Source organism: uncultured Devosia sp. (genome assembly GCF_964244875.1).
Classification (GTDB): domain Bacteria; phylum Pseudomonadota; class Alphaproteobacteria; order Rhizobiales; family Devosiaceae; genus Devosia.
In genome coordinates, this window is record NZ_CAXTKA010000008.1 from 83,291 (window position 1) to 107,388 (window position 24,098).

General features: G+C 63.2%; 25 protein-coding genes. 14 read left to right on the forward strand and 11 right to left on the reverse strand.

Annotated elements, in window-relative coordinates:
* Positions 1 to 38: 38 nt before the first annotated feature.
* The gene (uvrB, locus tag ACFE8X_RS11090; RefSeq protein WP_375451620.1) at positions 39 to 2,558 is read left to right on the forward strand and encodes an excinuclease ABC subunit UvrB; all 2,520 of its coding nucleotides are present in this window, start codon (positions 39 to 41) and stop codon (positions 2,556 to 2,558) included.
* A 65-nt stretch (positions 2,559 to 2,623) separates the two neighbouring features.
* Here the strand turns inward: uvrB and ACFE8X_RS11095 are convergent, their stop codons facing one another.
* Entirely contained in the window at positions 2,624 to 3,481 is an 858-nt protein-coding gene (locus ACFE8X_RS11095) for a DarT ssDNA thymidine ADP-ribosyltransferase family protein (RefSeq protein WP_375451621.1), read from the reverse strand.
* Between the two features lie 59 nt (positions 3,482 to 3,540).
* Positions 3,541 to 4,431 (reverse strand): macro domain-containing protein, encoded by an 891-nt coding sequence (locus ACFE8X_RS11100; protein WP_375451534.1) that lies wholly within the window; start codon positions 4,429 to 4,431, stop codon positions 3,541 to 3,543.
* A gap of 671 nt (positions 4,432 to 5,102) precedes the next feature.
* On the opposite strand from ACFE8X_RS11100, the gene ACFE8X_RS11105 reads away from it, so the two are divergent.
* From ACFE8X_RS11105 to ACFE8X_RS11115, 3 genes are all read left to right on the forward strand, one after another.
* Positions 5,103 to 5,462: a hypothetical protein gene (locus tag ACFE8X_RS11105; protein WP_375451535.1), complete on the forward strand. Its 360-nt coding sequence runs from the start codon at positions 5,103 to 5,105 to the stop codon at positions 5,460 to 5,462.
* Positions 5,463 to 5,864: 402 nt separating this feature from the next.
* Positions 5,865 to 6,179: an SH3 domain-containing protein gene (locus ACFE8X_RS11110; protein ID WP_375451536.1), complete on the forward strand. Its 315-nt coding sequence runs from the start codon at positions 5,865 to 5,867 to the stop codon at positions 6,177 to 6,179.
* A gap of 94 nt (positions 6,180 to 6,273) precedes the next feature.
* Positions 6,274 to 6,780, forward strand: a complete 507-nt coding sequence (locus ACFE8X_RS11115) for a pyridoxamine 5'-phosphate oxidase family protein (RefSeq protein WP_375451537.1) — start codon at positions 6,274 to 6,276, stop codon at positions 6,778 to 6,780.
* Between the two features lie 229 nt (positions 6,781 to 7,009).
* Here the strand turns inward: ACFE8X_RS11115 and hemH are convergent, their stop codons facing one another.
* The 3 genes from hemH to ACFE8X_RS11130 form a co-directional block, all read right to left on the reverse strand.
* Positions 7,010 to 8,035 (reverse strand): ferrochelatase, encoded by a 1,026-nt coding sequence (gene hemH / locus ACFE8X_RS11120; protein ID WP_375451538.1) that lies wholly within the window; start codon positions 8,033 to 8,035, stop codon positions 7,010 to 7,012.
* Positions 8,036 to 8,313: 278 nt separating this feature from the next.
* On the reverse strand, positions 8,314 to 9,993 hold the full coding sequence (locus ACFE8X_RS11125) for a DUF1007 family protein (RefSeq protein ID WP_375451622.1): 1,680 nt from the start codon (positions 9,991 to 9,993) through the stop codon (positions 8,314 to 8,316).
* Between the two features lie 18 nt (positions 9,994 to 10,011).
* A complete protein-coding gene (locus ACFE8X_RS11130) occupies positions 10,012 to 10,911 on the reverse strand; it encodes a LysR family transcriptional regulator (protein ID WP_375451539.1) in 900 nt (299 codons plus the stop codon).
* Positions 10,912 to 11,064: 153 nt separating this feature from the next.
* Here ACFE8X_RS11130 and ACFE8X_RS11135 point away from each other — a divergent pair, with 153 nt between their 5' ends.
* The 3 genes from ACFE8X_RS11135 to ACFE8X_RS11145 all read left to right on the forward strand — a co-directional run bounded on the left by ACFE8X_RS11135 (position 11,065) and on the right by ACFE8X_RS11145 (position 12,875).
* Positions 11,065 to 11,487, forward strand: a complete 423-nt coding sequence (locus ACFE8X_RS11135) for a MarR family winged helix-turn-helix transcriptional regulator (RefSeq protein WP_375451540.1) — start codon at positions 11,065 to 11,067, stop codon at positions 11,485 to 11,487.
* 112 nt (positions 11,488 to 11,599) lie between these two features.
* Positions 11,600 to 12,046, forward strand: a complete 447-nt coding sequence (locus tag ACFE8X_RS11140; protein WP_375451541.1) for an SH3 domain-containing protein — start codon at positions 11,600 to 11,602, stop codon at positions 12,044 to 12,046.
* 127 nt (positions 12,047 to 12,173) lie between these two features.
* Positions 12,174 to 12,875: a pyridoxamine 5'-phosphate oxidase family protein gene (locus ACFE8X_RS11145; RefSeq protein WP_375451542.1), complete on the forward strand. Its 702-nt coding sequence runs from the start codon at positions 12,174 to 12,176 to the stop codon at positions 12,873 to 12,875.
* A gap of 27 nt (positions 12,876 to 12,902) precedes the next feature.
* Here ACFE8X_RS11145 and ACFE8X_RS11150 read toward each other — a convergent pair whose 3' ends face one another.
* Positions 12,903 to 13,826: a DMT family transporter gene (locus ACFE8X_RS11150; protein WP_375451543.1), complete on the reverse strand. Its 924-nt coding sequence runs from the start codon at positions 13,824 to 13,826 to the stop codon at positions 12,903 to 12,905.
* Positions 13,827 to 14,018: 192 nt separating this feature from the next.
* Between ACFE8X_RS11150 and ACFE8X_RS11155 the strand changes: the two genes are divergently transcribed.
* The 6 genes from ACFE8X_RS11155 to ACFE8X_RS11180 all read left to right on the forward strand — a co-directional run bounded on the left by ACFE8X_RS11155 (position 14,019) and on the right by ACFE8X_RS11180 (position 19,736).
* Positions 14,019 to 14,801, forward strand: a complete 783-nt coding sequence (locus ACFE8X_RS11155; protein WP_375451544.1) for an SDR family oxidoreductase — start codon at positions 14,019 to 14,021, stop codon at positions 14,799 to 14,801.
* On the forward strand, positions 14,798 to 16,675 hold the full coding sequence (gene uvrC, locus ACFE8X_RS11160; RefSeq protein WP_375451545.1) for an excinuclease ABC subunit UvrC: 1,878 nt from the start codon (positions 14,798 to 14,800) through the stop codon (positions 16,673 to 16,675). The genes ACFE8X_RS11155 and uvrC overlap by 4 nt, the downstream gene beginning before the upstream one ends.
* A gap of 478 nt (positions 16,676 to 17,153) precedes the next feature.
* Entirely contained in the window at positions 17,154 to 18,227 is a 1,074-nt protein-coding gene (locus ACFE8X_RS11165; protein ID WP_375451546.1) for a 3-deoxy-7-phosphoheptulonate synthase, read from the forward strand.
* A gap of 246 nt (positions 18,228 to 18,473) precedes the next feature.
* Positions 18,474 to 19,040 carry a CDP-diacylglycerol--glycerol-3-phosphate 3-phosphatidyltransferase gene (gene pgsA, locus ACFE8X_RS11170; protein WP_375451547.1) on the forward strand — a complete coding sequence of 189 codons (567 nt, stop codon included), beginning with the start codon at positions 18,474 to 18,476 and terminating at the stop codon, positions 19,038 to 19,040.
* On the forward strand, positions 19,037 to 19,288 hold the full coding sequence (locus ACFE8X_RS11175; RefSeq protein ID WP_375451548.1) for a MoaD/ThiS family protein: 252 nt from the start codon (positions 19,037 to 19,039) through the stop codon (positions 19,286 to 19,288). The genes pgsA and ACFE8X_RS11175 overlap by 4 nt, the downstream gene beginning before the upstream one ends.
* 1 nt (position 19,289) lies before the next feature.
* Positions 19,290 to 19,736 (forward strand): molybdenum cofactor biosynthesis protein MoaE, encoded by a 447-nt coding sequence (locus ACFE8X_RS11180; RefSeq protein WP_375451549.1) that lies wholly within the window; start codon positions 19,290 to 19,292, stop codon positions 19,734 to 19,736.
* A gap of 202 nt (positions 19,737 to 19,938) precedes the next feature.
* Here ACFE8X_RS11180 and ACFE8X_RS11185 read toward each other — a convergent pair whose 3' ends face one another.
* A complete protein-coding gene (locus tag ACFE8X_RS11185; RefSeq protein WP_375451623.1) occupies positions 19,939 to 20,847 on the reverse strand; it encodes a branched-chain amino acid aminotransferase in 909 nt (302 codons plus the stop codon).
* A 140-nt stretch (positions 20,848 to 20,987) separates the two neighbouring features.
* Here ACFE8X_RS11185 and ACFE8X_RS11190 point away from each other — a divergent pair, with 140 nt between their 5' ends.
* Entirely contained in the window at positions 20,988 to 21,506 is a 519-nt protein-coding gene (locus ACFE8X_RS11190; RefSeq protein ID WP_375451550.1) for a MarR family winged helix-turn-helix transcriptional regulator, read from the forward strand.
* Between the two features lie 7 nt (positions 21,507 to 21,513).
* On the opposite strand, the gene proC is transcribed toward ACFE8X_RS11190, so the two are convergent.
* From proC to ACFE8X_RS11210, 4 genes are all read right to left on the reverse strand, one after another.
* Positions 21,514 to 22,338 (reverse strand): pyrroline-5-carboxylate reductase, encoded by an 825-nt coding sequence (proC, locus tag ACFE8X_RS11195; RefSeq protein WP_375451551.1) that lies wholly within the window; start codon positions 22,336 to 22,338, stop codon positions 21,514 to 21,516.
* Entirely contained in the window at positions 22,335 to 22,835 is a 501-nt protein-coding gene (locus tag ACFE8X_RS11200) for a YbjN domain-containing protein (RefSeq protein WP_375451552.1), read from the reverse strand. The genes proC and ACFE8X_RS11200 overlap by 4 nt, the downstream gene beginning before the upstream one ends.
* 270 nt (positions 22,836 to 23,105) lie before the next feature.
* Entirely contained in the window at positions 23,106 to 23,828 is a 723-nt protein-coding gene (locus ACFE8X_RS11205; protein WP_375451553.1) for a metallophosphoesterase family protein, read from the reverse strand.
* Positions 23,829 to 24,080, reverse strand: coding sequence for an accessory factor UbiK family protein (locus tag ACFE8X_RS11210; protein ID WP_375451554.1), 252 nt, complete (start codon positions 24,078 to 24,080; stop codon positions 23,829 to 23,831). It abuts the gene before it with no gap.
* Between the last annotated feature and the right edge of the window lie 18 nt (positions 24,081 to 24,098).

The following is a 24,098-nucleotide window of genomic DNA, read 5'->3' on the forward strand; positions in this document are numbered from 1 at the left end:
AGGACCTCGCCGCCAGCAAGCCGCTGTATGCCGAGCGGATGAAGAACAAGCGCGCGCTCGATCGCGCCGACCAGAAAGTTGCCGCCGACGCCGCCGAAGCCGAAGCCGCCGCCACCAAGGCCGAGGCGAAAAAGACCGCCCTGGAAAAGCGCCGCACCACCAAGTCCAGCCACGACTCGGTCACCGGCATGGCCCCGCGACCCAACAAGACCAAGATCAATTCCGTCGTCCGCCCCGATTTCTCCGGCATGGGCGAGGCCCCTCAGGCCGGTTTCGGCCACGTGCCCTCGCAGGCCGCGATGACCGCGCGCGAACTCAGCCGCGCCGCCGCCAAGGATCCCGAAACCGTCGGCAAGCTGCGCGATGCCCTCTCCAGCGCCCGCTCCAAGTCCGGCTCCAGCCGCACCGTCGAGGACGCCACCACCGTCGGCGTCACCGCCACCGTCAAGGCGCTCGAACAGATCATCCTGCATGGCCGCAAGGAAGTCGAAGGCTCCTCCCCCTGGATGCCCCATCGCCCCGCGCGCCCCACCCGCGGCGCCTCCATGCCCTTCCGCATGGTGACCCCCTATACCCCCGCCGGCGACCAGCCCACCGCCATCGCCGAGCTGGTGGAAGGCGTCACCAATGGCGAAACCGACCAGGTCCTGCTCGGCGTCACCGGCTCCGGCAAGACCTTCACCGCCGCCCAGGTCATTGCCAAGACCAACCGCCCGGCGCTGATCCTGGCGCCCAACAAGACCCTCGCCGCCCAGCTCTACGGTGAGTTCAAGTCCTTCTTTCCCGACAACGCCGTCGAATACTTCGTGTCCTACTACGATTACTATCAGCCCGAGGCCTATGTGCCGCGCACCGATACCTATATCGAAAAGGAATCCACCATCAACGAGCAGATCGATCGCATGCGCCACTCGGCCACGCGCTCCATCCTCGAACGCGACGACGTCATCATCGTCTCCTCGGTCTCCTGCATTTACGGCATCGGCTCGGTCGAAGACTATACCGCCATGACCGTCGACCTCTCCAAGGGCCAGAAGATCGACCAGCGCGAACTGCTCGCCAAGCTCGTTGCCCTGCAATACAAGCGCGGCGATACCGGCTTCGTGCGCGGCACCTTCCGGGTGCGCGGCGACACCATCGAGATTTTCCCCGCCCATTACGAAGCCGCCGCCTGGCGCGTCGCCCTCTTTGGCAACGAGATCGAATCCATCGCCGAGTTCGATCCCCTCACCGGCAAGAAGTCCGCCGACCTGACCTTCATCCGCATCTACGCCAATTCCCACCACGTCACCCCCCGCGCCACCATGAACCAGGCGCTCAAGCTCATCCGCCAGGAGCTTGCCGGGCGCCTGCAGGAGCTCAACGGCGCCGGCCGCTTCCTCGAAGCCCAACGCCTCGAGCAGCGCACCCTGTTCGATCTGGAAATGATGGAAGCCACCGGCTCCTGCGCCGGCATCGAGAATTATTCGCGCTACTTCACCGGCCGCCGCCCCGGCGAGCCGCCGCCGACCCTGTTCGAATATCTGCCCGACAATGCCCTGGTCTTCGTCGACGAATCCCACGTCACCATCGGCCAGCTCGGCGCCATGTATCGCGGCGACTTGCGCCGCAAGGCGACCCTGGCCGAATACGGCTTCCGCCTGCCCTCCTGCATGGACAATCGCCCGCTGCGCTTCGAGGAGTGGAACGCCATGCGCCCGCAATCGGTCTATGTCTCGGCCACCCCCGGCAAATGGGAGATGGACCAGACCGACGGCGTCTTCGCCGAACAGGTCATCCGCCCCACCGGGCTGATCGATCCGCCGGTCGAAATCCGCCCCGCCAAGGCCCAGGTCGATGACGTGGTCGACGAAATCCGCGAGACCAACAAGAAGGGCTACCGGACCCTGCTCACCGTCCTCACCAAGAAAATGGCCGAGGACCTGACCGAATACCTGCACGAACAGGGCATTCGCGTGCGCTACATGCATTCGGACGTCGACACCATCGAGCGCATCGAAATCATCCGCGACCTGCGCCTGGGCGCCTTCGACGTCCTCGTCGGCATCAACCTGCTGCGCGAGGGCCTCGACATCCCCGAATGCGGCCTCGTCGCCATCCTCGACGCCGACAAGGAAGGTTTCCTCCGCTCCGAAACCAGTCTGATCCAGACGATCGGCCGCGCCGCCCGCAACGTCGACGGCAAGGTCGTCCTCTACGCCGATCGCACCACCGGCTCCATGGAACGCGCCCTCGCCGAAACCAACCGCCGCCGCGAAAAGCAGGTCGCCTACAACGAGGCCCACGGCATCACCCCCGCCTCGGTCCGCTCCAACATCCACGACATCGTCGACTCGGTTTACGAACGCGACCACGTCACCATCTCCATCGGCAAAGGCCGCGACGGCAAGGAAGCCACCCAAATCGGCGCCAACCTCGCTGCCGTCATCAAGGACATGGAAGCCCAAATGCGCGAAGCCGCCACGAACCTTGAGTTCGAGAAGGCCGCACGGCTGCGCGACGAGGTGAAGCGGTTGCGGGAGATGGAGTTGGATACGCTGAGTGGGGAGGTAAGCTAACTAAGTGCGAGGGAAATAGAATGCATGTCCGGGCATTGTTGGCGCGGACCAGATGGCCTCGAAAACTAGAAGACTCCTGCTTCCCAAGGTAAGGGAGCGCGGTACGCGAGACATCCCTCTACATGAATAGTCCAAACCATCTGCGGGTCTGCGCCCACGCATGGTATCTGAAAGCGTGATGCATTCACAGTATAAGCTCTATCGAACAGCTCTGACGACAGGCGAATATTTACATTACTTAGTCCGCCGCTATGCGGATATGCCAGTGTAACGTGGATGTTGCCTTCGCTGTAATAAAGTTCTCTAATATAGGTCCCACGTTTTTGAAAAACGGAAGACTGACGTTCTACTCGCAGTGGAAGCTGCGACGCTAAATCCGGCAAGGCTTGCTTCAGAGTTGCCAGATCATGCACGGTCCGACATATGATAGCATTTATCAGCCCGGTAGAAACTTGGCCCTCAACAACCACTTCGGACATTCGCGCTTCTCTGATGGCGTCACCATCACTCGCTGTTGGGGCGTCGTGATAGATTTTGCTGAAGTCTAATTTGTTAAAATCAACATCACCCGTTAGAACTTGCGCGCCAAGGTGCGCAAAATTTCCGTAAAGAAATCCACTCTCCGGCAGGGTAATGACTTTGGCGAAATCAAATGCCAACATGATCGGGATGGACATGTGCGGGTCTACACGATAGGGGTCGCCAATCCGCTTGATGCCTTCGGTCTTTAGATGGAAGGAATTTCGGGGGCGGAAGTATAAACGCGCATAGTTGTGCGCTACTGGATTGTTCCACAACGCCCCCTGATTAGCTACGTCGCAGAGCAGTTCGCCAGCTTCATTCCTGCACCGGAGCGCTCTAGCACGTAGGATTGCAACCGCAACATCGAGCTGACAGGCGTGGAAAAGGTGCCTTGCCCACATGTGGCGAGGAAAAGGGCGCAACTTCGTGCCCCAGTCGTCTACGTGCTTGTTTGCTCTAGCTAAAGAGATAGGCACCCTTGCACCTGATCAGCGGGTGCAGAAAACCCTTCATAGCTTTCACGATTGATAAATAGACCCTCAGACTTAGCAGAGCCTTCACCAGCACTTCGAATGGAAGCCTTATGAACATAGGGGAGCTCAGCGATGATGGGAAACAGGTAACTTTTTAGTTTCCTTGTATTGTCATCGGTGAAGCTACGGTTGGTCAGGCACCTATCGCGGAGGGTCAGCCAAGAATCTTCTACCAAATCTCGATCAATCCTGCGTCGATGGCCGGCCCTGTTAATAACGATACAGTCACGCTCCAGTGCTTCTACAGAATAAGACCCATCTATGCTAGTATAGAATTGCCCCTTGTTCTTCCGTACAGCTCCGGAAAGATCGGCCCAAAACTGGGCAAAGTCATCTGGGGCACGGGTATCGTCAAAATGCTCCGGAACAAAACCTTCTTTCACCTGCACATCGTGAATGTAAACCGGAATATTGACCCGTTTCAGGTAGTTTTCCATGACCGGCCTCACCTCAAGCCATTTTAGATTGCCATTCCCACAACCTAGTGGCGGGAACGAAACCGAAGTTATGCCTAAACGTGAATACGAGCTTACAAATTTCTCGAGTCCCGCCGAGATGTATTCCAACTTCGAGGGTTGCTTCCAATTCGTTTTGGTTGGAAAATTCAGCACCCAACGTTTGTCGTTTCGCCAAAGGTGCAGCTTCCCGACACTCAATTCATGACTATCGCATAGGCGCTTGTACTCATGAAACATAGTCGGGTAGCGAGACTTGAACTCCTTAGCTATCCCTTTGCCCATAACCCCTACGGTGTTCACGGTGTTGACCAGCGTCTGCGCTGGTGAGTCAAAGACACTCGTTTCCAAATAGGTGATCATGCCGGCCTCCGAATCTAGGTTATCAAAAACAGTTAACCTTTCATCCCTATCATACAGAACAAAAAGAGAACATACCAGAAAATATGATGGGCAATTTCCACCCATCTGACAGAGAGTCAACGCAAAACTCGATGAACGGACCTATAAGTCATCAATCGTGCAATAGTATGTTGATCAAATTCCCACCAAAGACTGTGGCCCTGCGCCATTCGGCCCCGCCCTCGGGGCCTTCTTGCCTCCAACCGCTCTGCTGGTGCAACTGGCCCTGCGGAACGGCAAGAAGCCCCTCGCCTCCGACTGCTGTTGGCTACTCACCCCGCTACCCCCACCCGGCCTCCCCCAAATAGGATGAGGAGTAGCGTGACATCTATCGTCCAACGCACTCGATTCAGTCCCTCCCTTCCCAAGAAAGGTTAAGTGGGGGTCCTTCCCGCGCACCAGAGCACCCCCACCCGGCCTCCCCCTGGCAGGGGGAGGAGCAGAGGTGATCAACCATGGTCCAGCATACGCGATCAGTCCCTCCCCCTCCCAGGGGGAGGTTAGGTGGGGGTCCTTTCCACGCACCGCACCACCCCCATCCGGCCTACCCCTGCCAGAGGGAGCCCCCAAAAATCTTCTCCCCGCCCCTGCCCCCGCGCTTAAACTTCTCCGCCCATTCGGAGACCACATCCATGCTCGATCCTGACAAGCGCGCCGCCTATCCCCTGGTGATCCGCTATCTCGCCCTGCAATCGCGCTTCGAGCCGGCGCTGCGCGATCTGGCGGTTCGCGCCCGCGCGCATCCTGAAACACCCGCACCGCCGGTGCTGATCGCCTTGGCTGCCGAGCTGATCGACGCGACCTTCCGCGTCGTCTCGCGCGAGCGCTTTGGCCGCCGCCTCGCGCGCCTCAAGCCCGGCAGCGCGCTGAGCTTTGCCGAACTGTTGCTGCGGCTGGAAGAGGCCGATGCTGCCCTGGGCGCCTTCAAGAGCCTCTATTACAAAGAGTCCGAGGATGATGATGGCGATTGGTGGACCTTTGGCGAGCCTTGATCCGTCCATCTTGTCCCCGCCGCCAAATCCGATGCCATGATGCCCCCGTTCCCGCCACACACGCGGCGCCGACGAAGCGCCGGGCGGGGAGACGGTGGAGTCGGGGTCGCCCGGCTCATGCGTGGACGCTGACAACCGGCCCGGCCGGGCGCGCCAACCATCGGAGCCCTCTGCTCCCAGGGCGAACGCGTCCGATAGCCAGCCCCAAAAGGGTGGCCGCTCGAAGCGCATGCAGCAAAAACCGGTCGTGGTGAGCGGCTCTCGCCTCACTCTACCAAAATCCCAGAGGCGAAAGCCGCTCACCGCCGTTGTCCCCGCAGGCCCCCGCGCCGTGCGGCCCTTGCCGCTGCCGCAAATTTGCCGCGCCCCGGTGCCATGCTCGGGGCACATGGAGTTTCCGTCATGCGCGCCGTCCTCGTCCTTGTCCTTGCCCTGCTCGCCACCCCCACGCTGGCCGCCTCCACCGCCCGCGTCACCGGCGGCGATATCAATGTCCGCTCCGGCCCCGGCTCGCGCTATGCCGTCATCGATAGCCTCCCCAACGGCACCGAAGTGATGCTGGAGCGCTGCACCCGTTCGGGCCGCTGGTGCCTCGTGGCCGATACCGGCTGGGTCAATGCCAGCTACCTGGTCGGCTGGTCCGCCAAGACCCGCGCCACGCCCCCGCGGTCCATCGGGCCCAAGCTGTTTCCCGGCTCAGGCATCTTCGGTGACTAGGCAGGGGACGGGCGGGAAAAGCCCCTGACCGACCCCTATTTAGGCAACCCGATCGCTGCCGGCTCGTTCGCCTTTCTCACCAAGGAGACCAGCCATGTCCAAAGCCCAACCCCATTCCGATCAGACCCCCGAAGAGGTCGAGGACCGCATCTGGGAGCTGTCCAAGAAAATCGACATCTGCATGTTCACCACCTGGGATGGCGAACGCCAGCGCGCCCGTCCCCTCTCCGCCCGCGTCGATCGCGACAAGCACGCGATCTATTTCCTGGTCGACCAGGATGGCCACAAGAATGGCCAGATCGAGCGCTTCCCCATTGTCACCATGACCTGGACCGATAGCGGCGGCCACAAATACGTGACCATGACCGGCGAGGCGACGGTCGCCAATGACCGTGCCCTGATCAAGGATTTGTGGAGCAATTTCGACAAGGCCTGGTGGGAAGACGAAAACGATCCCTCCATCCGCGTGCTGACGGTCATCCCCGATGACGGCGAACTCTGGGATAGCCCCAACCAGCTCGTCGCCAGCACCAAGATGCTGGTCGCCGCCGTCACCGGCGCCTCCCCCGACTTCGGCGACAACGCCAAAGTCCAGCTGTAATCCGAAGATCGATGCAGCAAAGAGACTGTTTGGAAACTCGTTCTGGTGAGTCAGCTGCGGTGGTTTTCGAGAAGTGATGAGCTTCTGAGTAAAGGTCCGGTGGACCTTTACGGCGAAGAACGCCCGTAGCGCTATGCAGGGCTATGGCGCAGCGTACGTTGGTACGTGAGCACCGGAAGCGCAGAAAGCCGGCGCAGATGGCCGCCGGAGTAGAGTTTACAAACAGTCTCTAAAGCCAGCCCGACAATTCGCGGCGCACCATCGCCTCGATCATGTCCATGCCGCCGGGGCTGTCATTGAGGCAGGGGATATAGGCAAACTGCTCGCCCCCTGCCTCCATGAAGGTTTCCCGCCCCTGCATGGCGATTTCCTCCAGCGTCTCGATGCAGTCCGCCGAAAACGCCGGCGCCAGGATCGCGACTTTCTTTATCCCCCGCCCCGGCAGCGCGGCTAAAGTCACGTCTGTATAAGGCTCCAGCCATTTGGTGGGCCCGAACCGGGACTGGAACGTCAGCATGATCCTGTCCTTCTCCCAGCCCAGATATTCGCGCACCAGTCGCGTCGTCTTGTAGCACTGGCAATGATAGACATCGCCACGCTCCAGGTAGCTGACCGGCATGCCGTGATAGCTGGTGATCACCAGGTCCGGCTCGAAATCGAGCGCCGCCACCCCCTCGCGGATCGAATTGCCCAGCGTCTCGATATATTTGGCGTCCTCGAAATAGGCCGGTGCCGTGCGCACCGCCGGCTGCCACCGCATGGTCTTGAGCACGTCGAAGGCCTTGTCGTTCGCCGTCGCCGTGGTGGTCGCCGAATTTTGCGGATAAAGCGGCACCAGCAGGATCTTGCTGCACCCCGCGGCATGCAGCGCCTCGAGCCGCGAGCGGGTCGAGGGATTGCCGTAGCGCATGGCAAAGTCCACCATGACGTTGTCATGCCCCGCCAGCCGCTGCCCCAGGTTTTCCGCCTGGTTGCGGGTGATCACCAGCAGCGGGCTCTCGTTGCGGTCCTTGTCCCAGATCTGGGCATAGGCATGCCCGCTTTTCTGCGGCCGCACCGAGAGGATGACCAGGTTCAGCAATGGCCACCACAGCCAGGGCGGCGTCTCGATCACCCGTCGATCGCTCAGGAATTCCTTGAGATAGCGCCGCACGCTCCAGTAATCGGTCGCATCCGGCGTCCCCAGATTGAGCAGCAGCACGCCGATCTTGGGCGTCAGGACGGCCGGATGGTTGGCAGGCAGGTGATCGGACATGAAACGCCGCAGTTTGGAAGACTTCTAGTTTGCCCGCACCATATCCACTCCCGCCCCCGCCGCAAGGCGGCGATGGGTCGCGTCTGGGGGACACAGCATCTGCGGCCGCCCCCCCTCATCCGCCCTTCGGGCATCGTCTCCCACGGGGAGAGAAGGAAGACTCCGTGAATCGACTAAACGCGATGCCAACCCTCGCCCCTTGCGGGAGAGGGTGGTTTTCCGCGTCCAGCGGAAAACCGGGTGAGGGGTTATCGGTGCCAACTCCGGCCGTCCGTTGCCTACAAACTCGCTATCACCAGCAACACGCCAAACCCGAATACCGCCACCGCGCCCGCCAGTTCCGCCCACCACACCAGTGCGCCCGTCACCCTGTTGTCCGCCCCCCCAATGCGCCGCGCCAGCCCCTTGGCCGTCACCGCGATCGTTGCCAGTACCGCCACCGTGATCGCCGTCCCCGCACCCATCAGCAAAACCGCCAGGATCCCCGCCGCCAGCAGGCCCTGCGACAGCGCGAATGCCAGCACCACCAGCGCCCCCGAGCATGGCCGCAATCCGACCGCCAGCACCACGCCCACCTGCTCGCGCCAGCTCCCCGTCGCCGCGCTCGCCGGCACGATATGCATGTGCTCGTGGTGCTCATGCCCGGCTTCGGCATGGTCCGCATGATGATGCCCGTGTCCATGATCATGATCACGATCATGCACCTCCGCCCCATGCAGATGCCCATGCGCCTTGGCCGCCATGTCGTCCCCATGGTGCTGATGCCCATGACCAACGCCGAAAACCTTGCGGATGATCAGCCACAGTCCCAGCAGCGCCACCATGCTGTAGGAGGCGATGCCGATCCAGTTGGCCGCGACATCCATGGCCATGCTGGTCAGGCCCAATATGCCGGCAGCGACCAGCACGAACGCCACCGCCACCCCCGATTGGATCATCGCCGAAATCACGCTCAGCACGATCCCGCGCCGCACCTGCGTTTCATTGGCCAGCATATAGGACGAGATCACCACCTTGCCGTGCCCCGGCCCCGCCGCATGGATCACACCATACAAAAAGCTCAGCCCACCCAACAGCCAGAATGCCGTCCAATCGGTCTTGAGCCCGGCCAAGGCCGTGTTCATCGCCTGGTAGAATTCGCGCTGCTGGGTTTGCAGCCACAGGAAAAACCCGGTCCGCGGCAGGTTCAGCCCCGGCTCCTTGGGCGGCCCGCCAAACGGCAGCGCGGGCGAATGGGCCTGCCCCACCTGGTTGACGGCATCCAGCGCCGAGACTGGCGCCGGCGGCGCCACCCCATCGCAGGTGATCACGATCATGCCCTGCGTGCCCCGCATCGCCGCGGCCAGATCGGGCGGCAAGGCCACCACGTCGGGCCCCAGCGAATAAAGCCGGTCCTGCAAGGCCTGGTCCATCTCCTGGGGCGGATCGAGCGTCACCCGGCATCCGTCGGGCGCATTGTCCAGCGTCACGTCGCTGGCATCGGCAAAGGTGATCGCCACATAATATTCGGGATCGTAAACCCCCAGCTCGAACCGGTTGGCCAGCGGTTGCGGCGTCACCGCCGTCAGCCCATAGCTCAGCGTCGTCCGGCCATCGGCATAAACCATGCGCTGGTCGCCGTCGGGCGTGAACTGCAGCGGCGCATCCTGGGCGCCGGCATAGGTGTAGAACCCGTATTCGCTCAGGCCCTTCAGATTGTCGTCGGCCAGCGGCTGCAATTCCTCGGGGCTGGTCTCACGGTCGCCATCGGTATCGAGCCCCTGCACCACCCAGGCGGAAAATGCCGCGTCGAACGTCCAGTTGTGCTTGAGCCCGACAATCGCCCCGCTGTCGTCAAAGACCACCGTCACCTTGGCATCGATGAAAATATGCGGATGCGCCATCGCCGGGATCACCAGCGCCAGACCCATCACACCCAGCGCCGCCAGCCGCACTGCCGCCCGGTGTCCAAACTGCACGATGCCCAACTACCGCCCCTAAGAAATCGGATGGCTGGCAAACCACTCGACCAGGTGATCGATCAACGCGCGCACCTTGCCGGCGAGATGCCGCCGATGCGGATAAACCACCTGCAGCGTCTGCCCGGTGGGCACGAAATCGGTCAACACCGGTACCAGCTCGCCCGACGCCACTTTCGGATCGGCGAGATAGGACGGCAATGCGGCAAAGCCAAGGCCCATCATCGCTGCCTGCCGCGCCGCCAACGGCGAATTGACCCGCACCGGACCGGTGACCGGCACCGACACCGTCTTGGCATCCTCGAAAAACCGCCAGTTCGATTGCCCCTGCAGATTGGTGTCCACGATGCACGGCAGGCCGCGCAGATCATCGGGGTGCTTGGGCGCTCCATGCGCCGCGATCAGCGATGGCGCACCGCCGATGACGATATGCATGTCGGCGATCTTGCGGGCGATCAGCGCGCTGTCGGCCATGGTCGAGATGCGCAGCGCCACGTCGATCCCCTCATCGACCAGGTCGACGTAGCGATCTTCCAGCCGCAGATCGAGCGTCACCTTGGGAAACTTGGCCAGATAGGCAAAGATCGCCGGCGCCAGCGTGTCCTCCCCGAAATTGCGCGGCGCCGAAACCCGCAGCAATCCACGCGGCTCGGAGGTCTGGTCCGTGATGGTGGCGTCCAGATCGTCCAGCTGCTGCAGCAGCGCGCTGGATTCCCGATAATAGGCCTCGCCGGCCTCGGTCAGGCCCAGCTTGCGCGTCGTCCGGTTCATCAGCCGCACGCCCAGATAGTCCTCGAGATCGGTGACATATTTGCTGAGCAGCGCCTTGGAGCGTCCATGCTGGCGCGCCGCCGCCGAAAACCCGCCGCTGTCGAAGACCTGCACGAAGGCGCGGATGCGGGCGAGGTCTTGCGTCATGTCCAACTCCGCGATGCGGCCTGCCGGCAGGCGTTTGCGACGCATAACGCATCTGTGTCCGGCGAACAACAACGGGCCTTGGTCGTGTCACGATTAACGATAGGATACATGCGCAATCGACGCGTACCCGGAGTTCAGACTATTTTCCCGCCTATGTCCCGCCCCTCATCCCGCTCCACGCTCTACCGGCTCATCGAGGCGGGCCAGTTGGCGCATCAGGCGCTGCTGGTACCCCTGCGCGAACGCGGACTCGAGCCGGGCGACGATGCCGTCCTGTTCGAGCTGGCGCGGTCTGCCACCACCGGGCCGGCCTTGGCCGCCCAGCTTGGCCTGCCCGATGATGCCCTGGCGCCGCGCGTCGAACGCCTGATCGAGCGCGGCCTCGTGGTGCGCCAGGCCGTTGGCTCGGACCTGACGCAGGGATTGGCCCTGACCGAGCGCGGCGTCCGCATCCGCAATGGCCTGGCCGATCACTGGACCCAGCTCGAGGAAGCCCTGATGGGCGAGCTCAAGCCCAGGCAGCGCAAGAAACTCTCCGACACCCTCAAGCGCTTCGTCGAGCTGTTGCGTCTCTAGGCAGGCCTGCATGACCGGATCATTCAGCTTGGGTTCAGGCGAAAAGCGGTTAACTGGGATCACAGGCGAAGAACGCCCCAGAACAACGCCTTATGAGTTAGGAGTTCAGATCATGGCTTTGAACAGGAAAATACTGGCCGCTGGCCTGGCAGCCCTCGCGCTGCTCGGCACCAGCGTTGCGGCCTCGGCCTCTCCTGCTGTCGTCACCGGCAACATCAACGTCCGCTCCGGCCCCGGCACCTATTATCGCGCCATCGACACCATCCGCCGTGGCGAGCGCGTCGATGTGCAATATTGCGAGGGCAGCTGGTGCTTTGTTGAAAAACGCGGCCCCGACGGCTGGGTCTCGGCCAGCTACCTCGAGCGAGGCCGCCCCGGACGCCCGGATTGGGACCGCCCCGGTCGCCCCGACTGGGATCGTCCTGGCCGTCCCGATTGGGACCGTCCCGGTCGCCCGGGCTGGAATGGTCCGGGTCGACCCGGTTGGGACCGTCCCGGCCGCTCCGACGGCAGTGTCTGCTTCAACGGCCCCGATGGCTACATCTGCCTCGGCAACTGATCCACTCGGCGCCGCCCTTCGGGGCGGCGTTTCGTTCGATATCAACGCTTTGCAGCGCCAGCCAATCAGCCACGCAACCGGGACGTGGCGTCGTTCGTTGTTCAGGCAACCCTGAAAGGATTTTGCCATGGCCAGCACGGCTGCACCCACTCAGACCACCCCCATTACTGCGGACGACAAACCGGCAGCGCCCAAGGCCGGTCCGGCGAAAAAGCCGGCGGCCAAGCGGACGGCTCCAGCCAAACCCGCCGCCGTCGCCAAGCCCGCAAAACCCGCAGCCACCGCTAAACCGGCCGCGCCCGCCGCACCGGCCACAGCCGCCAAGTCGCGCGATACCAGCAAAAGCCTCAAGGCCCATGGCGAGCATGTCGAGCGGATTTGGGACCTGGCCAAGCGGATCGGGGTCTGCATGTTCGTGACCTGGGATGGCGAACGCCAGCGCAGCCGTCCTTTGCAAGCCAATGTCGACCGCGGTGAGCAAGCGATCTATTTCCTGACCGATGTCGATAGCCACAAGGACGACGAGGTCGGCAATTTCCCCATCGTGACCCTGGCCTTCGCCGATATCCCCCACAGCAAATATATCTCGATCACCGGCAAGGCGGTCGTTTCCAACGATCGCGCCAAGATCAAGGAACTCTGGTCCCCCTTCGCCCAGGCCTGGTGGGACAATGCCGACGATCCGGCGATCCGGCTCATCACCGTGTCCCCGCAGGATGCCGAACTGTGGGACAGCCCCGGCCGCGTGATCTCCGCCATTTCCATGCTCGCTGCCGCGGTCACCCGGCGCTCGCCCAAGATCGGCGAAAACGCCAAGGTCAAGCTCTAGTGCCAGCGGGGAGCTTCGGCTCCCCTCCTATCCCTCATGTCCCACATTGGTCTCGCTCGCGTCCTGCGCTCGCCTGCTGCGTTCGCGCGCCATCACCACCAGCCCCGCCCCCACGATCACCGCCGCGCCCAGCAGCGATATCGGATCGATCAGGTGCCCGAATATCGTCGCACTGAGCAAGATCGCCCAGGGTAGCGAGAAATAGCTGAAGGGTTGCAACACGCTGGCCGGCGCCAGCGACAATGCAAACGTCATCAGCCCGTGCCCGGCGCAGGTCGTGCCCATGACCACCACCACCATGGCCACGCTCTGCCAGTCCATGGTTTGCCAGAAGAACACGCCCACCGCGCTCGACATCACCAGTCCCACGACCCCCGTAAAGGCCAGGCTCGTGGCTGCCGTATCCACCGCGCTCACCTTGCGCGTGATGACGATGTAAAGCGCATACAGCGCTGACGAAGCAACGGCGTAACCCACGCCCAGATCCAGCGGCAACCCGCCGGGCCGCACGATGACCATGGCCCCCGCAAAACCCACTGCTACCGCCACGAAGCGAAACACACCGACCTTTTCCCCCAGGATCGGAATGGCGAACAGCGTCACCAGCAGCGGCGCCACCAGCGAGATCGCCTGCAATTCAGCCAAAGGCACGCTGCGCAGCGCCAGTGCGAACAGCCAGATATCGGCCATCAGCAACACCCCCCGCGCCACCTGCAAGCCCGGCGCGCGCGAGTTGAACGCCTGTCGCAGCGGCGCTTGCCGGCTCACCAGCAGCAGCGAAAACGCCGCAAACCCCCAATAGCGCATCATGGTGATCTGGAACGGCGAATGGTGCTGCACCAGCACCTTGGACACCGCGTCCTGCACGCCGAAAATGCCGATGGCCAGCAGCGTCAGGATAATGGCCCGCGCGATGTTGTCGCCGCGCCTCGCGACAATTGGAATGGTCATGAAACAATGCTGGTCAGAACAAAAACGCCGCCTTGGCCCTGATCGTTCTAGGCCATGCTCGGTCGGACTGCAACAAAGCAGCACCCTGCTGACACCCCTTGTCCACGCCGCGGTGTTCCCTATCTGTGCAGGGCGTTGCTGCCGCCGCCCAAAGCAGCTTAAGGTCCGCTGCGCTTTCCAAACCGACAGATCATGACGAATCAGACCGCCTCATCGCCAGCCCATTCCGTCGCCCTGATTACCGGTGCCAGCGACCGCATCGGCGCGGCCATTGCCCACCATCTTGCCGGGGCCGGCCATGCCGTGGTCATCCACTATCGCGCCAATGCCGAAGGCGCCCGCGCCGTGCGCGCCGACATTGTCGCTGCCGGCGGCAGGGCCGCCATCGTCAAGGCCGACCTGGCCCGGCGCAACCAGCGCGCCACCCTGGTCGAGCGCGCCACCAGGCCTTTCGGTCCGCTGACCGTCCTCGTCAACAACGCTTCCCTGTTTGACCCCGACAGCGCCCGCGACCTCGATGAAGACCAGTGGGACCGCCATTTCGCCATCCATGCCGAAGCGCCCGTCTTCCTTGCCCGCGATTTCGCCGCCCAGCTTCCCGCTGGCGCCAAGGGCAATATCGTCAACATCATCGACGAGCGGGTGCTGCATCTGTCGCCCGCCTATTTCAGCTATACGCTGTCCAAATCGGTATTGTGGACCGCGACCCGCACCCTGGCCCAGTCGCTGGCTCCCGATATCCGCGTCAACGCCGTCGGCCCCGGCCCGGTCCTGCCCCATTCCCGGCAGGATCAAGCCGCCTTCGACAAACAGGTTGCCACCCTGCCCTTGCAGCGTCATGCGGGGCCTGACGAGATCGCCACCGGCGTCATGATGGTGCTGCAAATGCCCTCGATGACCGGCCAGATGCTGGCGCTCGACGGCGGCCAGCACCTCGACTATGCGGCCCGCCGCGGGCCAACCCCACGCTCATGACGGACACATCACCCACCAGCGGTCACGAAGCCATCCGCGCCTTCGTGCGCACCCTGCCATCATCTCCCGGCGTCTATCGCATGATCGATGCCGCCGGCGAGGTCATGTATGTCGGCAAGGCCCGCAATCTCAAGGCGCGCGTCACCAATTACACCCGCCCCGAAGCGCTCGAAATGCGCCTGCAGCGCATGATCGCGGCCACCGTGACCATGGAGTTCGTGCGCACCGAAACCGAGTCCGAAGCGCTGCTGCTCGAAGCCAACCTGATCAAGCGCCTCAAGCCCCGCTTCAACGTGCTGCTGCGCGACGACAAGAGCTTCCCCTATATCCTGATCGCCACCGATCACCCGGCGCCCGAACTGCTCAAGCATCGCGGCACCCGCCGCCGTCCCGGCCATTATTTCGGCCCGTTCGCCTCGGTCACCGCCGTCAACCGCACCATTGCCAGCCTGCAAAAGGCCTTCCTGCTGCGCAATTGCTCGGACAGCTTTTTTGCCGCCCGCACCCGCCCGTGCCTGCAGCACCAGATCAAGCGCTGCTCGGCGCCCTGCACCCAGGAAATCACCCCCGCCGACTATGCCGAACTGGTCGCCGAGGCCCGTGATTTCCTCAGCGGCCGCTCCAAGGGCGTGCGCGACCATATGCAAAAGGACATGAACGCCGCCGCCGAACAGCTTGATTTTGAACGCGCTGCCCTGCTGCGCGACCGCCTCGGCGCTCTCGCCCTGATCCAGTCGCAGGGCGATGCCACCGCCAAATCCGTCGAGGAAGCCGACGTCTTCGCCATTCACCACGAAGGCGGCCAGTTCTGCGTCCAGGTGTTCTTCTTCCGCGCCTTCCAGAACTGGGGCAATCACGCCTTCCGCCCGCGCGCCGACGCCTCGCTTTCCGACGCCGAGGTGCTCGAAGCCTTTATCGGCCAGTTCTACGAAAGCCGCACCCCGCCCCGCCTGGTGCTGATCAGCCACGACTTGGCCGAGCATGACCTGATGGAAGAGGCGCTGACCTCGCGCGCCGATCGCCGCGTCTATGTCGAAGTGCCCCGGCGCGGCGAAAAGCGCGATCTGGTCAACCACGCGCTCAACAATGCCCGCGAGGCCCTGGGCCGCCAGCTCGCCGAAGGCGCCACCAACCGCACCCTGCTCGAAGGCGTCGCCGAATGCTTCGGCCTCGATGAGCCGCCTCGCCGCATCGAAATTTACGATAACTCCCATATTTCGGGCACTAACATGGTCGGCGCCATGGTCGTGGCGGGCGAGGAAGGCTTTTCCAAAAAGCACTATCGCACTTTCAACATCAAATCCGACATCGCTGCCGGCGACGACTTCGGCATGATGCGCGAAGTGCTCACTCGCCGCTTCACCCGGCTCGCCAATGAAAGCGACGAAGAGGCCGAAGATGAAGGCACCGGCATGCCCGACTGGCCCGATGTCGTCTTCATCGACGGCGGCGCCGGCCAGATGAGCGCCGTGCGCGGCGTCATTGCCGAGATGAACCTGTCCAAGGAAGTCATCTTCATCGGCATTGCCAAGGGCGAGGAGCGCGATGCCGGCCGTGAAAAATTCTTCATGGAAGGCCGCGAAGCCTTCATGCTGCCCCATCGCGACCCGGTACTCTATTACGTCCAGCGCCTGCGCGACGAAGCCCACCGCTTCGCCATCGGCACCCACCGCGCCAAGCGCAAGAAGGAGGCCGTGGCCAACCCGCTCGACGAAATCGAAGGCATCGGCCCGACCCGCAAGCGCGCCTTGCTCAACCACTTCGGCTCCGCCAAAGCCGCCGGCCGCGCCTCCCTGCAGGACCTCTCCGCCGTCCCCGGCATCTCCGACCAGATGGCCCAGCTCATCTACGACCACTTCAACAAGGGCGGTTGAGATAACCCAACCCATCAGTCGTCACCCCTCTCCCCTTGAGGGAGAGGGACAGACTATTCTGCGTTCAGCAGAATAGTCAGGGTGAGGGGTCCCGCGCCCGCCCATGCTTTGATGCTCGCAAAAATAGCCCCCGCATCCTCCCATCAAGAGGAAGTCGCCGTCCTCTGGTTGTGTTTCGATCCCGTCCCAAGAGCGGCGAGAAACCTCCCCCTTGATGGGCGAGGTAGGGGTGACCTGCCGCCCGACGGGAGACCCGCCGAAAGTCACACTCGACTCCACCCCGCCCCCGCGCTATACCGTCTCCATGATCCGTCCCCTCGCCACAGTTTCGTTTTGGTATTTTAGCTATCCGAAGCTGGCGGAGGCAGGGACGCGCTTGATCTAGGTTCAAGTTCAAAACAACCCAAAAAGCCGCCGCCAGCTCAACCTGGCGGCTTTTTTGTGCCGCCGGTTGATCCCCACCCCGAGGAGACCACCCGTGCTGAAATCGACCGACGACCTGCGCATCACCCAGATTACCGAATTGACCCCGCCCATCGAGGTGATGCGCCAGCATCCGCGCACCGATGCGGCCACCCGCACTGTGCTCAGCGCTCGCCACGCCGTCCATTCGATCCTGCACGCGCAGGACGACCGTCTCGCTGTGATCGTCGGTCCCTGCTCCATCCACGATCCCATCGCCGCAATCGACTATGCCCACCGCCTCGCCACCCTGCGCGCCGAACTCGGCGACCGCCTCGAAATCGTCATGCGCGTCTATTTCGAAAAGCCGCGCACCACCGTCGGCTGGAAGGGCCTGATCAACGATCCCGATCTTGATGGCAGCTTCGACATCGACCTCGGCCTGCACACCGCGCGCGGCCTTTTGCTCGAGATCAACAATCTCGGCCTGCCCGCCGCCTGCGAATTCCTCGACATGACCACCCCCCAATACATTGCCGATCTGGTCTCCTGGGCCGCCATCGGCGCCCGCACAACCGAATCGCAAATCCACCGCGAACTGGCCTCGGGCCTCTCCTGCCCGGTCGGCTTCAAGAACGGCACCGATGGCAATGTGCAGATCGCGCTCGATGCCGTCGCCTCCGCCGGTCAGCCGCATCACTTCATGGCCGTCTCCAAGACCGGCCACTCCGCCATCGCCACCACCACCGGCAACGCCGATTGCCACATCATCCTGCGTGGCGGCAAATCCACCAACTACGACGCCGCAAGCGTCGCCGACGCCTGCGCCCAAGCCGAAAAATCCAGCCGCTCGCCTGTCGTCATGATTGATGCCAGCCATGCCAACTCCGCCAAGAAACCCGAAAACCAGCCCCTGGTCCTCGCCGATGTCGGCGCCCAGATCGCCGCCGGCGACCGCCGCATCATCGGCGTTATGCTCGAATCCAACCTCGTCGCCGGCCGCCAGAACCTCGTCCCCGGCCAAAACCTGGTCTACGGCCAATCCATCACCGACGGCTGCATTGACTGGGAGACGACGGTCACCGTGCTGCAGGATTTGGCGGATGCTGTGACGTCACGGCGGGCTGCGACCAACCAGGCTGTGGCCTAGGTCCGGGAACGCCCTCGTGGTTCGAGGGTCGCTACGCTCCCACCTCACCATGAGGGCTACTCACAGTATGTCGATCCCCCAGTAGCCCTTATCCAAGAGGCTCACTACGCGCCTCATCCGAGACTATCCCCCGAGTAGCCTTCATGGTGAGGTGCGAGTTCTTCAAGAGCCTCGAACCACGGGGCGTGCCACAATCGCGCTGCCTCGCCCCTTGACCCCCTCCCCCCATTCCTGTTGTCTCCGCCCATGGCCCAATCTCCGCTAACGCAGATCCCCAATCTCATCACCATCGCCCGTATCCTGGCGATCGCGCCCGTTATCGCCCTGGTGATGACCGGCGACCCCAACCTGCGCCTGCTTGCCCTCATCCTCTACATCCTCGCCGCCGCCAGCGACTGGCTCGATGGCTATCTTGCCCGCAAGTGGAACCAGACCTCACCACTCGGTCGCATGCTCGATCCCATCGCCGACAAGCTGCTGGTCGGCCTGCTGGTCGTCACCCTTGCCTGGGACGGCAGCCTCTCGGCCTGGGACATGATCCCCGCCCTCGCCATCCTCTTTCGCGAGCTGTTCATCTCCGGCCTGCGCGAATTTCTCGGCAACACCAAAGTCGTGCTCAAGGTGACCCAACTGGCCAAGTGGAAAACCACAGTCCAGCTGGCCGCCCTCGCCATCATCCTGCTCGATCCCATCGTGCCCGGCCTGGCGCTGGTCAGTGACCTCTTGCTCTGGCTCGCCGGCATTCTGACGGTCTGGACCGGCATGCAATATCTGCTCGCCTCTTGGCCGCATCTGTCGGACGACGTGCTGTGAAAGTGCTCTATTTCGCCTGGCTGCGCGAACGATTGAACCGGAGCGAAGAAGATATCGTTTTTCCGTCCACCGTGATCACCACCGGCGACGTCATCACCTTCCTCGCCGCCCGCGACGAAGCCGGCACCTTCGCCTTCGAACGCCCGGCGATCTTCAAGACCGCCCTCGACGCCCGCATCGTGCCCCACGACACCCCCATTGCCGGCGCTACCACCATCGCGCTGCTGCCCCCCATGACCGGCGGCTGACATGGACATCCGTGTCCTTGCAACCGCCTTCGATCCCGGCGGCGAAACCACCGCCTTCCTCGGCCGCGGCAGTGGCGCCGGCGCCGCGGTGACCTTCACCGGCCTGGTCCGCTCCCTGCCTGATCATCCCATCCTGGCGCTGACCTTGGAGTGCTATTGGGAACTGGCGATCAACCAGCTCTCCACTATCGCCGCCACCGCTATCGCCCGCTTCGCGCTTGCCGACATCACCGTGATCCACCGCTACGGCCGTATGCTGCCCGGCGACCCGATCGTCCAGGTCATGACCCTTTCCGCCCACCGCCAAGCCGCCTTCGATGGCGCCCAGATGGTCATGGACACCCTCAAGACCGACGCGCCCTTCTGGAAAAAGGAAACCACCGCGGCGGGGGAACATTGGGTGGAGGCCAAAACCGCCGACGACCACGCCAAGACGCGCTGGGACTAGACCTCGCTGGCCGCTTTCAGCCACGCCCTCGTGGTTCAAGGCTCGTGAAGAACTCGCACCTCACATGAGGGCGACCGACAAATTGCGACCTAGCAGTAGCCCTGATGGTGAGGTGGGAGCGCAGCGACCCTCGAACCACGAGGGCGTGCCAGAATATCACCACCACAAAAAAGCCGGGCTTCACCGCCCGGCTCTTCTCATCTCACTCAATCCAACAACCCTGCTCCGCCGCCGCCCGCCTGGGCTGCACCTCGGCGCTATACGCATCGATCAGTGTGCGGCAGGCCTCGCCCGGCTTAAACCGGAACTGCCCGATTTCGCTGACCGGCGTAACTTCCGCCGCCGTGCCCGTCAGGAAACACTCATCGAACTGGCTCAGTTCCTCAGGTTTCATATGCCGCTCGGTCACCGTGTAACCATTGCGCCGCGCCAGATCGATCAGCGTCTGCCGCGTGATGCCGTTGAGGAAGCAATCGGGTGTCGGCGTGGTGATCTCCTTGCCCTTGATGAAGAACACGTTGGCCCCGGTCGCCTCGGCCACATAGCCGCGATAATCCAGCATCAGCGCATCGGCATAGCCATTGGCCATCGCCGCGTCCTTCGATAGCGTACAGATCATGTAAAGACCCGCCGCCTTGGCCGAAGACGGAATGGTCTCGGGCGACGGCCGCTTCCATTTGCTCCATTCGAGGCGAATGCCCTTGAGCCGCTCCTCGATCGAGAAATAGCTCGGCCACACCCAGGCGGCGATCGCCAGATGCACCGTATTGTTGCGCGCCGGCACGCTGAGCTCTTCCGAGCCGCGCCATGCTATGGGACGCACATAACCATCGGTCAGCCCGTTCTTGGTCAGCACGTCGCGGCATGCCGCGTCGATCTGGTCGGCCGAATAGGGAATGGTGAAATCCAGCGTCTTGCCCGATTGGATCAGCCGCTCGGTATGCTCGCGCAGCTTGAAGATTTCCCCGCCATAAGCGCGCTCCCCCTCGAATACGCTCGACGCATAATGCAGCCCATGTGTCAGCACATGGATCTTTGCGTCTTTCCAGGGTGTGAATTCACCGTCAAACCAGATCCAGCCTTCCCGCTGGTCCATGGGCACGCCCGCCATCAGATCCTCTCCCAAATCCATAAAGTGCCGCTTCGCCTTGAGCGTAAGCGCCACCACGCCGATCATGCATCAGCCTCAAGCCCTTGGCAAACCTCGACGGCTTTGGGATAAGACTGGCTGGCGTTCCTGATGGGAAGACAATGGCAGCGAACCAAAACAATGTCAACAAGGCTGACATAAATTTCAGCGCTTCGCTGACGGCCGACATGCCGCTGGACGTCATGGGATTGTTTTTCTTCGCCTATCGCGATTTCGTCGGCGGCGCCGATGCCTTGCTGGAGCGCCAGGGCTTCGGGCGGGCCCATCATCGGGTGCTGTACTTCGTCAATCTGCGGCCGGGCATGCCGGTGGCCGACCTGCTCGATATCCTCAAGATCACCAAGCAGAGCCTGGCCCGCGTGCTGCGCCAATTGATCGATAACGGCTATATCGAACAAAAAACCGGCCACAATGACCGGCGTCAGCGCCTGCTCCACGCCACCGACAAGGGCCGGGTGTTCTTCGCCACGCTCTCGGAAACCCAGGCCAGCCGCATTGATGCCGCCATTGCCAACCTGCCGCCCGATGCCGGCCGGATCGTGCGCGGCTTTCTCGTCGGCATGGTCGACCCCGGCGACCGCCCCGTGCTCGATCGGCTCACGCTGACCAAAGCCTTGTAACCGCAGTCTAACCCCGGCCGAGTTCCTCGCTGCGCCGCCGCGCCGCCGCCACCGTATCCCCGATCAGTGCCGTCAACCCGGCAGGCCCCATCAACACGGCCAGTCCGGCCGCTGTGGTGCCGTTCGGCGAGGTCACGTTTTGCCGCAAGGTCGCGGCCGGTGCCGGATCGGCCTCCATCAACGCGGCCGAACCGATCACCGTCTGTCGCGCCAATTGCACCGCGATAGCGGCAGGCAGGCCCTGCTCGATCGCGGCCGCCGTCAGCGCCTCGACGAGGTAAAACACATAGGCCGGCCCCGATCCGGATACGGCAGTCACCGCATCCAGATCGCTCTCGACCTCAAGCCAGATCACCGGCCCCGCGGCGGCCAGCAGCGCATCCACTGCAGCCCGCTGCTCGCCCGCGACACCCGGACCGGCCACCGCTCCGGTAATGCCCTTGCCGATCTGCGCCGGCGTGTTGGGCATGGTGCGCACCACCCGGTCGGTATCGAGCCCGCGCATCAGCCGCGCAATATCGATCCCCGCGGCAATGGAGACCACGAGCGTCTGCGGCCCAACGACGGGTCGCAACGATCCCATCACGGCATCGATGATCTGCGGCTTGACCGCCAGCACCAATATATTGGGCAACAGTCCCGCCGCCTCGGGATAGATCTGCAGCTCGAAATCGTCGGCCAGCGCCTTCGCGGCGTCGCCGGGTGCCGGATCGACCAGCACCAGATTGCTGGACGCCAGTCCGGCCTCGAGCCAGCCCTGCGCCAGCGCCAGCCCCATCTTGCCGGCACCCACCAGCATGACCGGGCCGATCCTGGACAATGCCGCGCTCACGCTTCGCCCACGGTTTCGAACATGACGTGACTCAGCGCATCGGCGGCCGTCTTGCCGGCCCACACCACGAACTGGAACGCCTGGTAATAAAGGTCGCAGCTATCGGTTGCCGAGCGCAGCAGCGCCTCGCATTGCTGCGGCGACACCTCGGCGCCCCCCGTCAGCAGGTGCGAATTACGGAACAGCACGACGCCTTCCTTGTTCCAGATGTCGAAATGGCCGATCCACAATTGCTCGTTGATCAGTGAGATCAGCTGCCGGATTTCCCCCCGCCGTCCCTCGGGCACCTTGAGATCGAACGCGCAGGCGATATGCAACGACTCCAGATCCGCCATCCAGTTGAACGACACGTGATAGTCGCTCCAGCCGCCACGCACTGAAATCGAGATCTCATCGGCATCCTGGCGCTCGAAGGTCCAATCGTTGATTGAAGCGATGTGCTCGATGATGTCCACCGGATGCACCATGCGATCGGGCTCGACCTGTAGCAGAGACATGACGTTTCCTGGCTTGGCAACGTGTAAAAGGGCGGCCGCTGGGCCGGCAAGAACGCAAGGGTACCGGCCGCACGCACTCAAGGCTTACGAATCGTCCCGAAGCTCGACCCTACACTGCCCCGCTGATTCAGGGGACGACCGGAGCACCGGACCGGCCAATCTCTTGTGGATGATCGGACCGATTGTGTTAACACTTGGTTAAAGCTATCAGCCCCGAAGGGCCTTTGCCCCGCCCTGTGTCTGGCGTGCATCGCTTCTCAAGACAGGCCGCTAAAATAATCCGTCCGCGTCCGCCCAGCCCGTCGAGATCGCCTCCACCCACTGACCAAACCCGTTGGCCCGCGCCTGCTCTGCGGCCGCGTCATGCGCATAGGGCACCATTCTTATGCTGGTGAACCATTGCCCGTTGCGCCGCTCCACCAGGCCATAGCGCGCGTCGGGCGAACCATGCACCAGTTGTAGTCCCACGCTCCCCGGATTGAAGATCACCCGCCCGTCGCGCAACCGCACCGAGCGCGCCACATGCGTATGCCCGCACAGGATCAATGGATAATCCAGCCCCTCCGCATGCCCCACGATGCTCGCTTCGCTGGGCAGCGTCGTCTGCCGGTCGTGCCAGTAATTGTCCAGCCACACCGTCTCGTCGCTGCCCGGCGTGCCGTGACACAGGAACACCTCGCCCCCGAACACCGCCGTCGCCGGCATCGCCTTGAGCCAGGCGCGCTGCTCCGCACTCAACTGCGCCAAAGCGAACCGATCCACCGGATCGAGCGCGGCGTCCGCCCGCTCCACCAGCCAGCGATCGTGATTGCCCCAGATGACCGGGCCATCAAGCGCCATCAGCCGCGCAGCCGATCCAGCCGGATCGAGCGGCCCGCTCACATGATCGCCCAGGCACGCCACGGCATCGACACCCTGACGCGCAATATCGTCCAGCACCGCATCCAGCGCCAGCCGATTGCCATGCACGTCCGAAATGACGGCCAGTCGCAATTACTTGGTCTTGGGTTTGGCCGTCAGCACGGCCAGTTCCTGGCGCAGCGCGTCGATTTCCTCGCCCTGCACCTGCACCAGTTCGCGCAGTGCATCGAAATCCTCGCGCTTGACCAGGTCCATGTCGGCGACGAAGCGCTGCGCCTGAGACTTGACCGCGGTCTCGACCTCCCGGCGCACGCCGTCGGCGACCCCGGCGGCTTCGTTCATAACCCGGCCGATATCGTCGAAAATCCTGCTGCTCTGGCTCATGGCGTCATCCTTGACTAT

What these genes read in the sequence shown, in the direction of transcription:
- ACFE8X_RS11115 (WP_375451537.1), top strand. Translation starts at nt 6,274, where the DNA reads ATGTCCAAAGCCCAACCCCATTCCGATCAGACCCCCGAAGAGGTCGAG.
- ACFE8X_RS11185 (WP_375451623.1), bottom strand. Translation starts at nt 20,847, where the DNA reads ATGGCGGGCGTGCCCATGGACCAGCGGGAAGGCTGGATCTGGTTTGAC.
- ACFE8X_RS11095 (WP_375451621.1), bottom strand. Translation starts at nt 3,481, where the DNA reads ATGTGGGCAAGGCACCTTTTCCACGCCTGTCAGCTCGATGTTGCGGTT.
- ACFE8X_RS11110 (WP_375451536.1), top strand. Translation starts at nt 5,865, where the DNA reads ATGCGCGCCGTCCTCGTCCTTGTCCTTGCCCTGCTCGCCACCCCCACG.
- ACFE8X_RS11200 (WP_375451552.1), bottom strand. Translation starts at nt 22,835, where the DNA reads ATGTCTCTGCTACAGGTCGAGCCCGATCGCATGGTGCATCCGGTGGAC.
- pgsA (WP_375451547.1), top strand. Translation starts at nt 18,474, where the DNA reads ATGGCCCAATCTCCGCTAACGCAGATCCCCAATCTCATCACCATCGCC.
- ACFE8X_RS11190 (WP_375451550.1), top strand. Translation starts at nt 20,988, where the DNA reads ATGGCAGCGAACCAAAACAATGTCAACAAGGCTGACATAAATTTCAGC.
- ACFE8X_RS11150 (WP_375451543.1), bottom strand. Translation starts at nt 13,826, where the DNA reads ATGACCATTCCAATTGTCGCGAGGCGCGGCGACAACATCGCGCGGGCC.
- ACFE8X_RS11135 (WP_375451540.1), top strand. Translation starts at nt 11,065, where the DNA reads ATGTCCCGCCCCTCATCCCGCTCCACGCTCTACCGGCTCATCGAGGCG.
- ACFE8X_RS11155 (WP_375451544.1), top strand. Translation starts at nt 14,019, where the DNA reads ATGACGAATCAGACCGCCTCATCGCCAGCCCATTCCGTCGCCCTGATT.
- ACFE8X_RS11145 (WP_375451542.1), top strand. Translation starts at nt 12,174, where the DNA reads ATGGCCAGCACGGCTGCACCCACTCAGACCACCCCCATTACTGCGGAC.
- ACFE8X_RS11130 (WP_375451539.1), bottom strand. Translation starts at nt 10,911, where the DNA reads ATGACGCAAGACCTCGCCCGCATCCGCGCCTTCGTGCAGGTCTTCGAC.
- ACFE8X_RS11105 (WP_375451535.1), top strand. Translation starts at nt 5,103, where the DNA reads ATGCTCGATCCTGACAAGCGCGCCGCCTATCCCCTGGTGATCCGCTAT.
- ACFE8X_RS11180 (WP_375451549.1), top strand. Translation starts at nt 19,290, where the DNA reads ATGGACATCCGTGTCCTTGCAACCGCCTTCGATCCCGGCGGCGAAACC.
- uvrB (WP_375451620.1), top strand. Translation starts at nt 39, where the DNA reads ATGAAGAACAAGCGCGCGCTCGATCGCGCCGACCAGAAAGTTGCCGCC.
- ACFE8X_RS11100 (WP_375451534.1), bottom strand. Translation starts at nt 4,431, where the DNA reads ATGATCACCTATTTGGAAACGAGTGTCTTTGACTCACCAGCGCAGACG.
- ACFE8X_RS11140 (WP_375451541.1), top strand. Translation starts at nt 11,600, where the DNA reads ATGGCTTTGAACAGGAAAATACTGGCCGCTGGCCTGGCAGCCCTCGCG.
- ACFE8X_RS11210 (WP_375451554.1), bottom strand. Translation starts at nt 24,080, where the DNA reads ATGAGCCAGAGCAGCAGGATTTTCGACGATATCGGCCGGGTTATGAAC.
- hemH (WP_375451538.1), bottom strand. Translation starts at nt 8,035, where the DNA reads ATGTCCGATCACCTGCCTGCCAACCATCCGGCCGTCCTGACGCCCAAG.
- uvrC (WP_375451545.1), top strand. Translation starts at nt 14,798, where the DNA reads ATGACGGACACATCACCCACCAGCGGTCACGAAGCCATCCGCGCCTTC.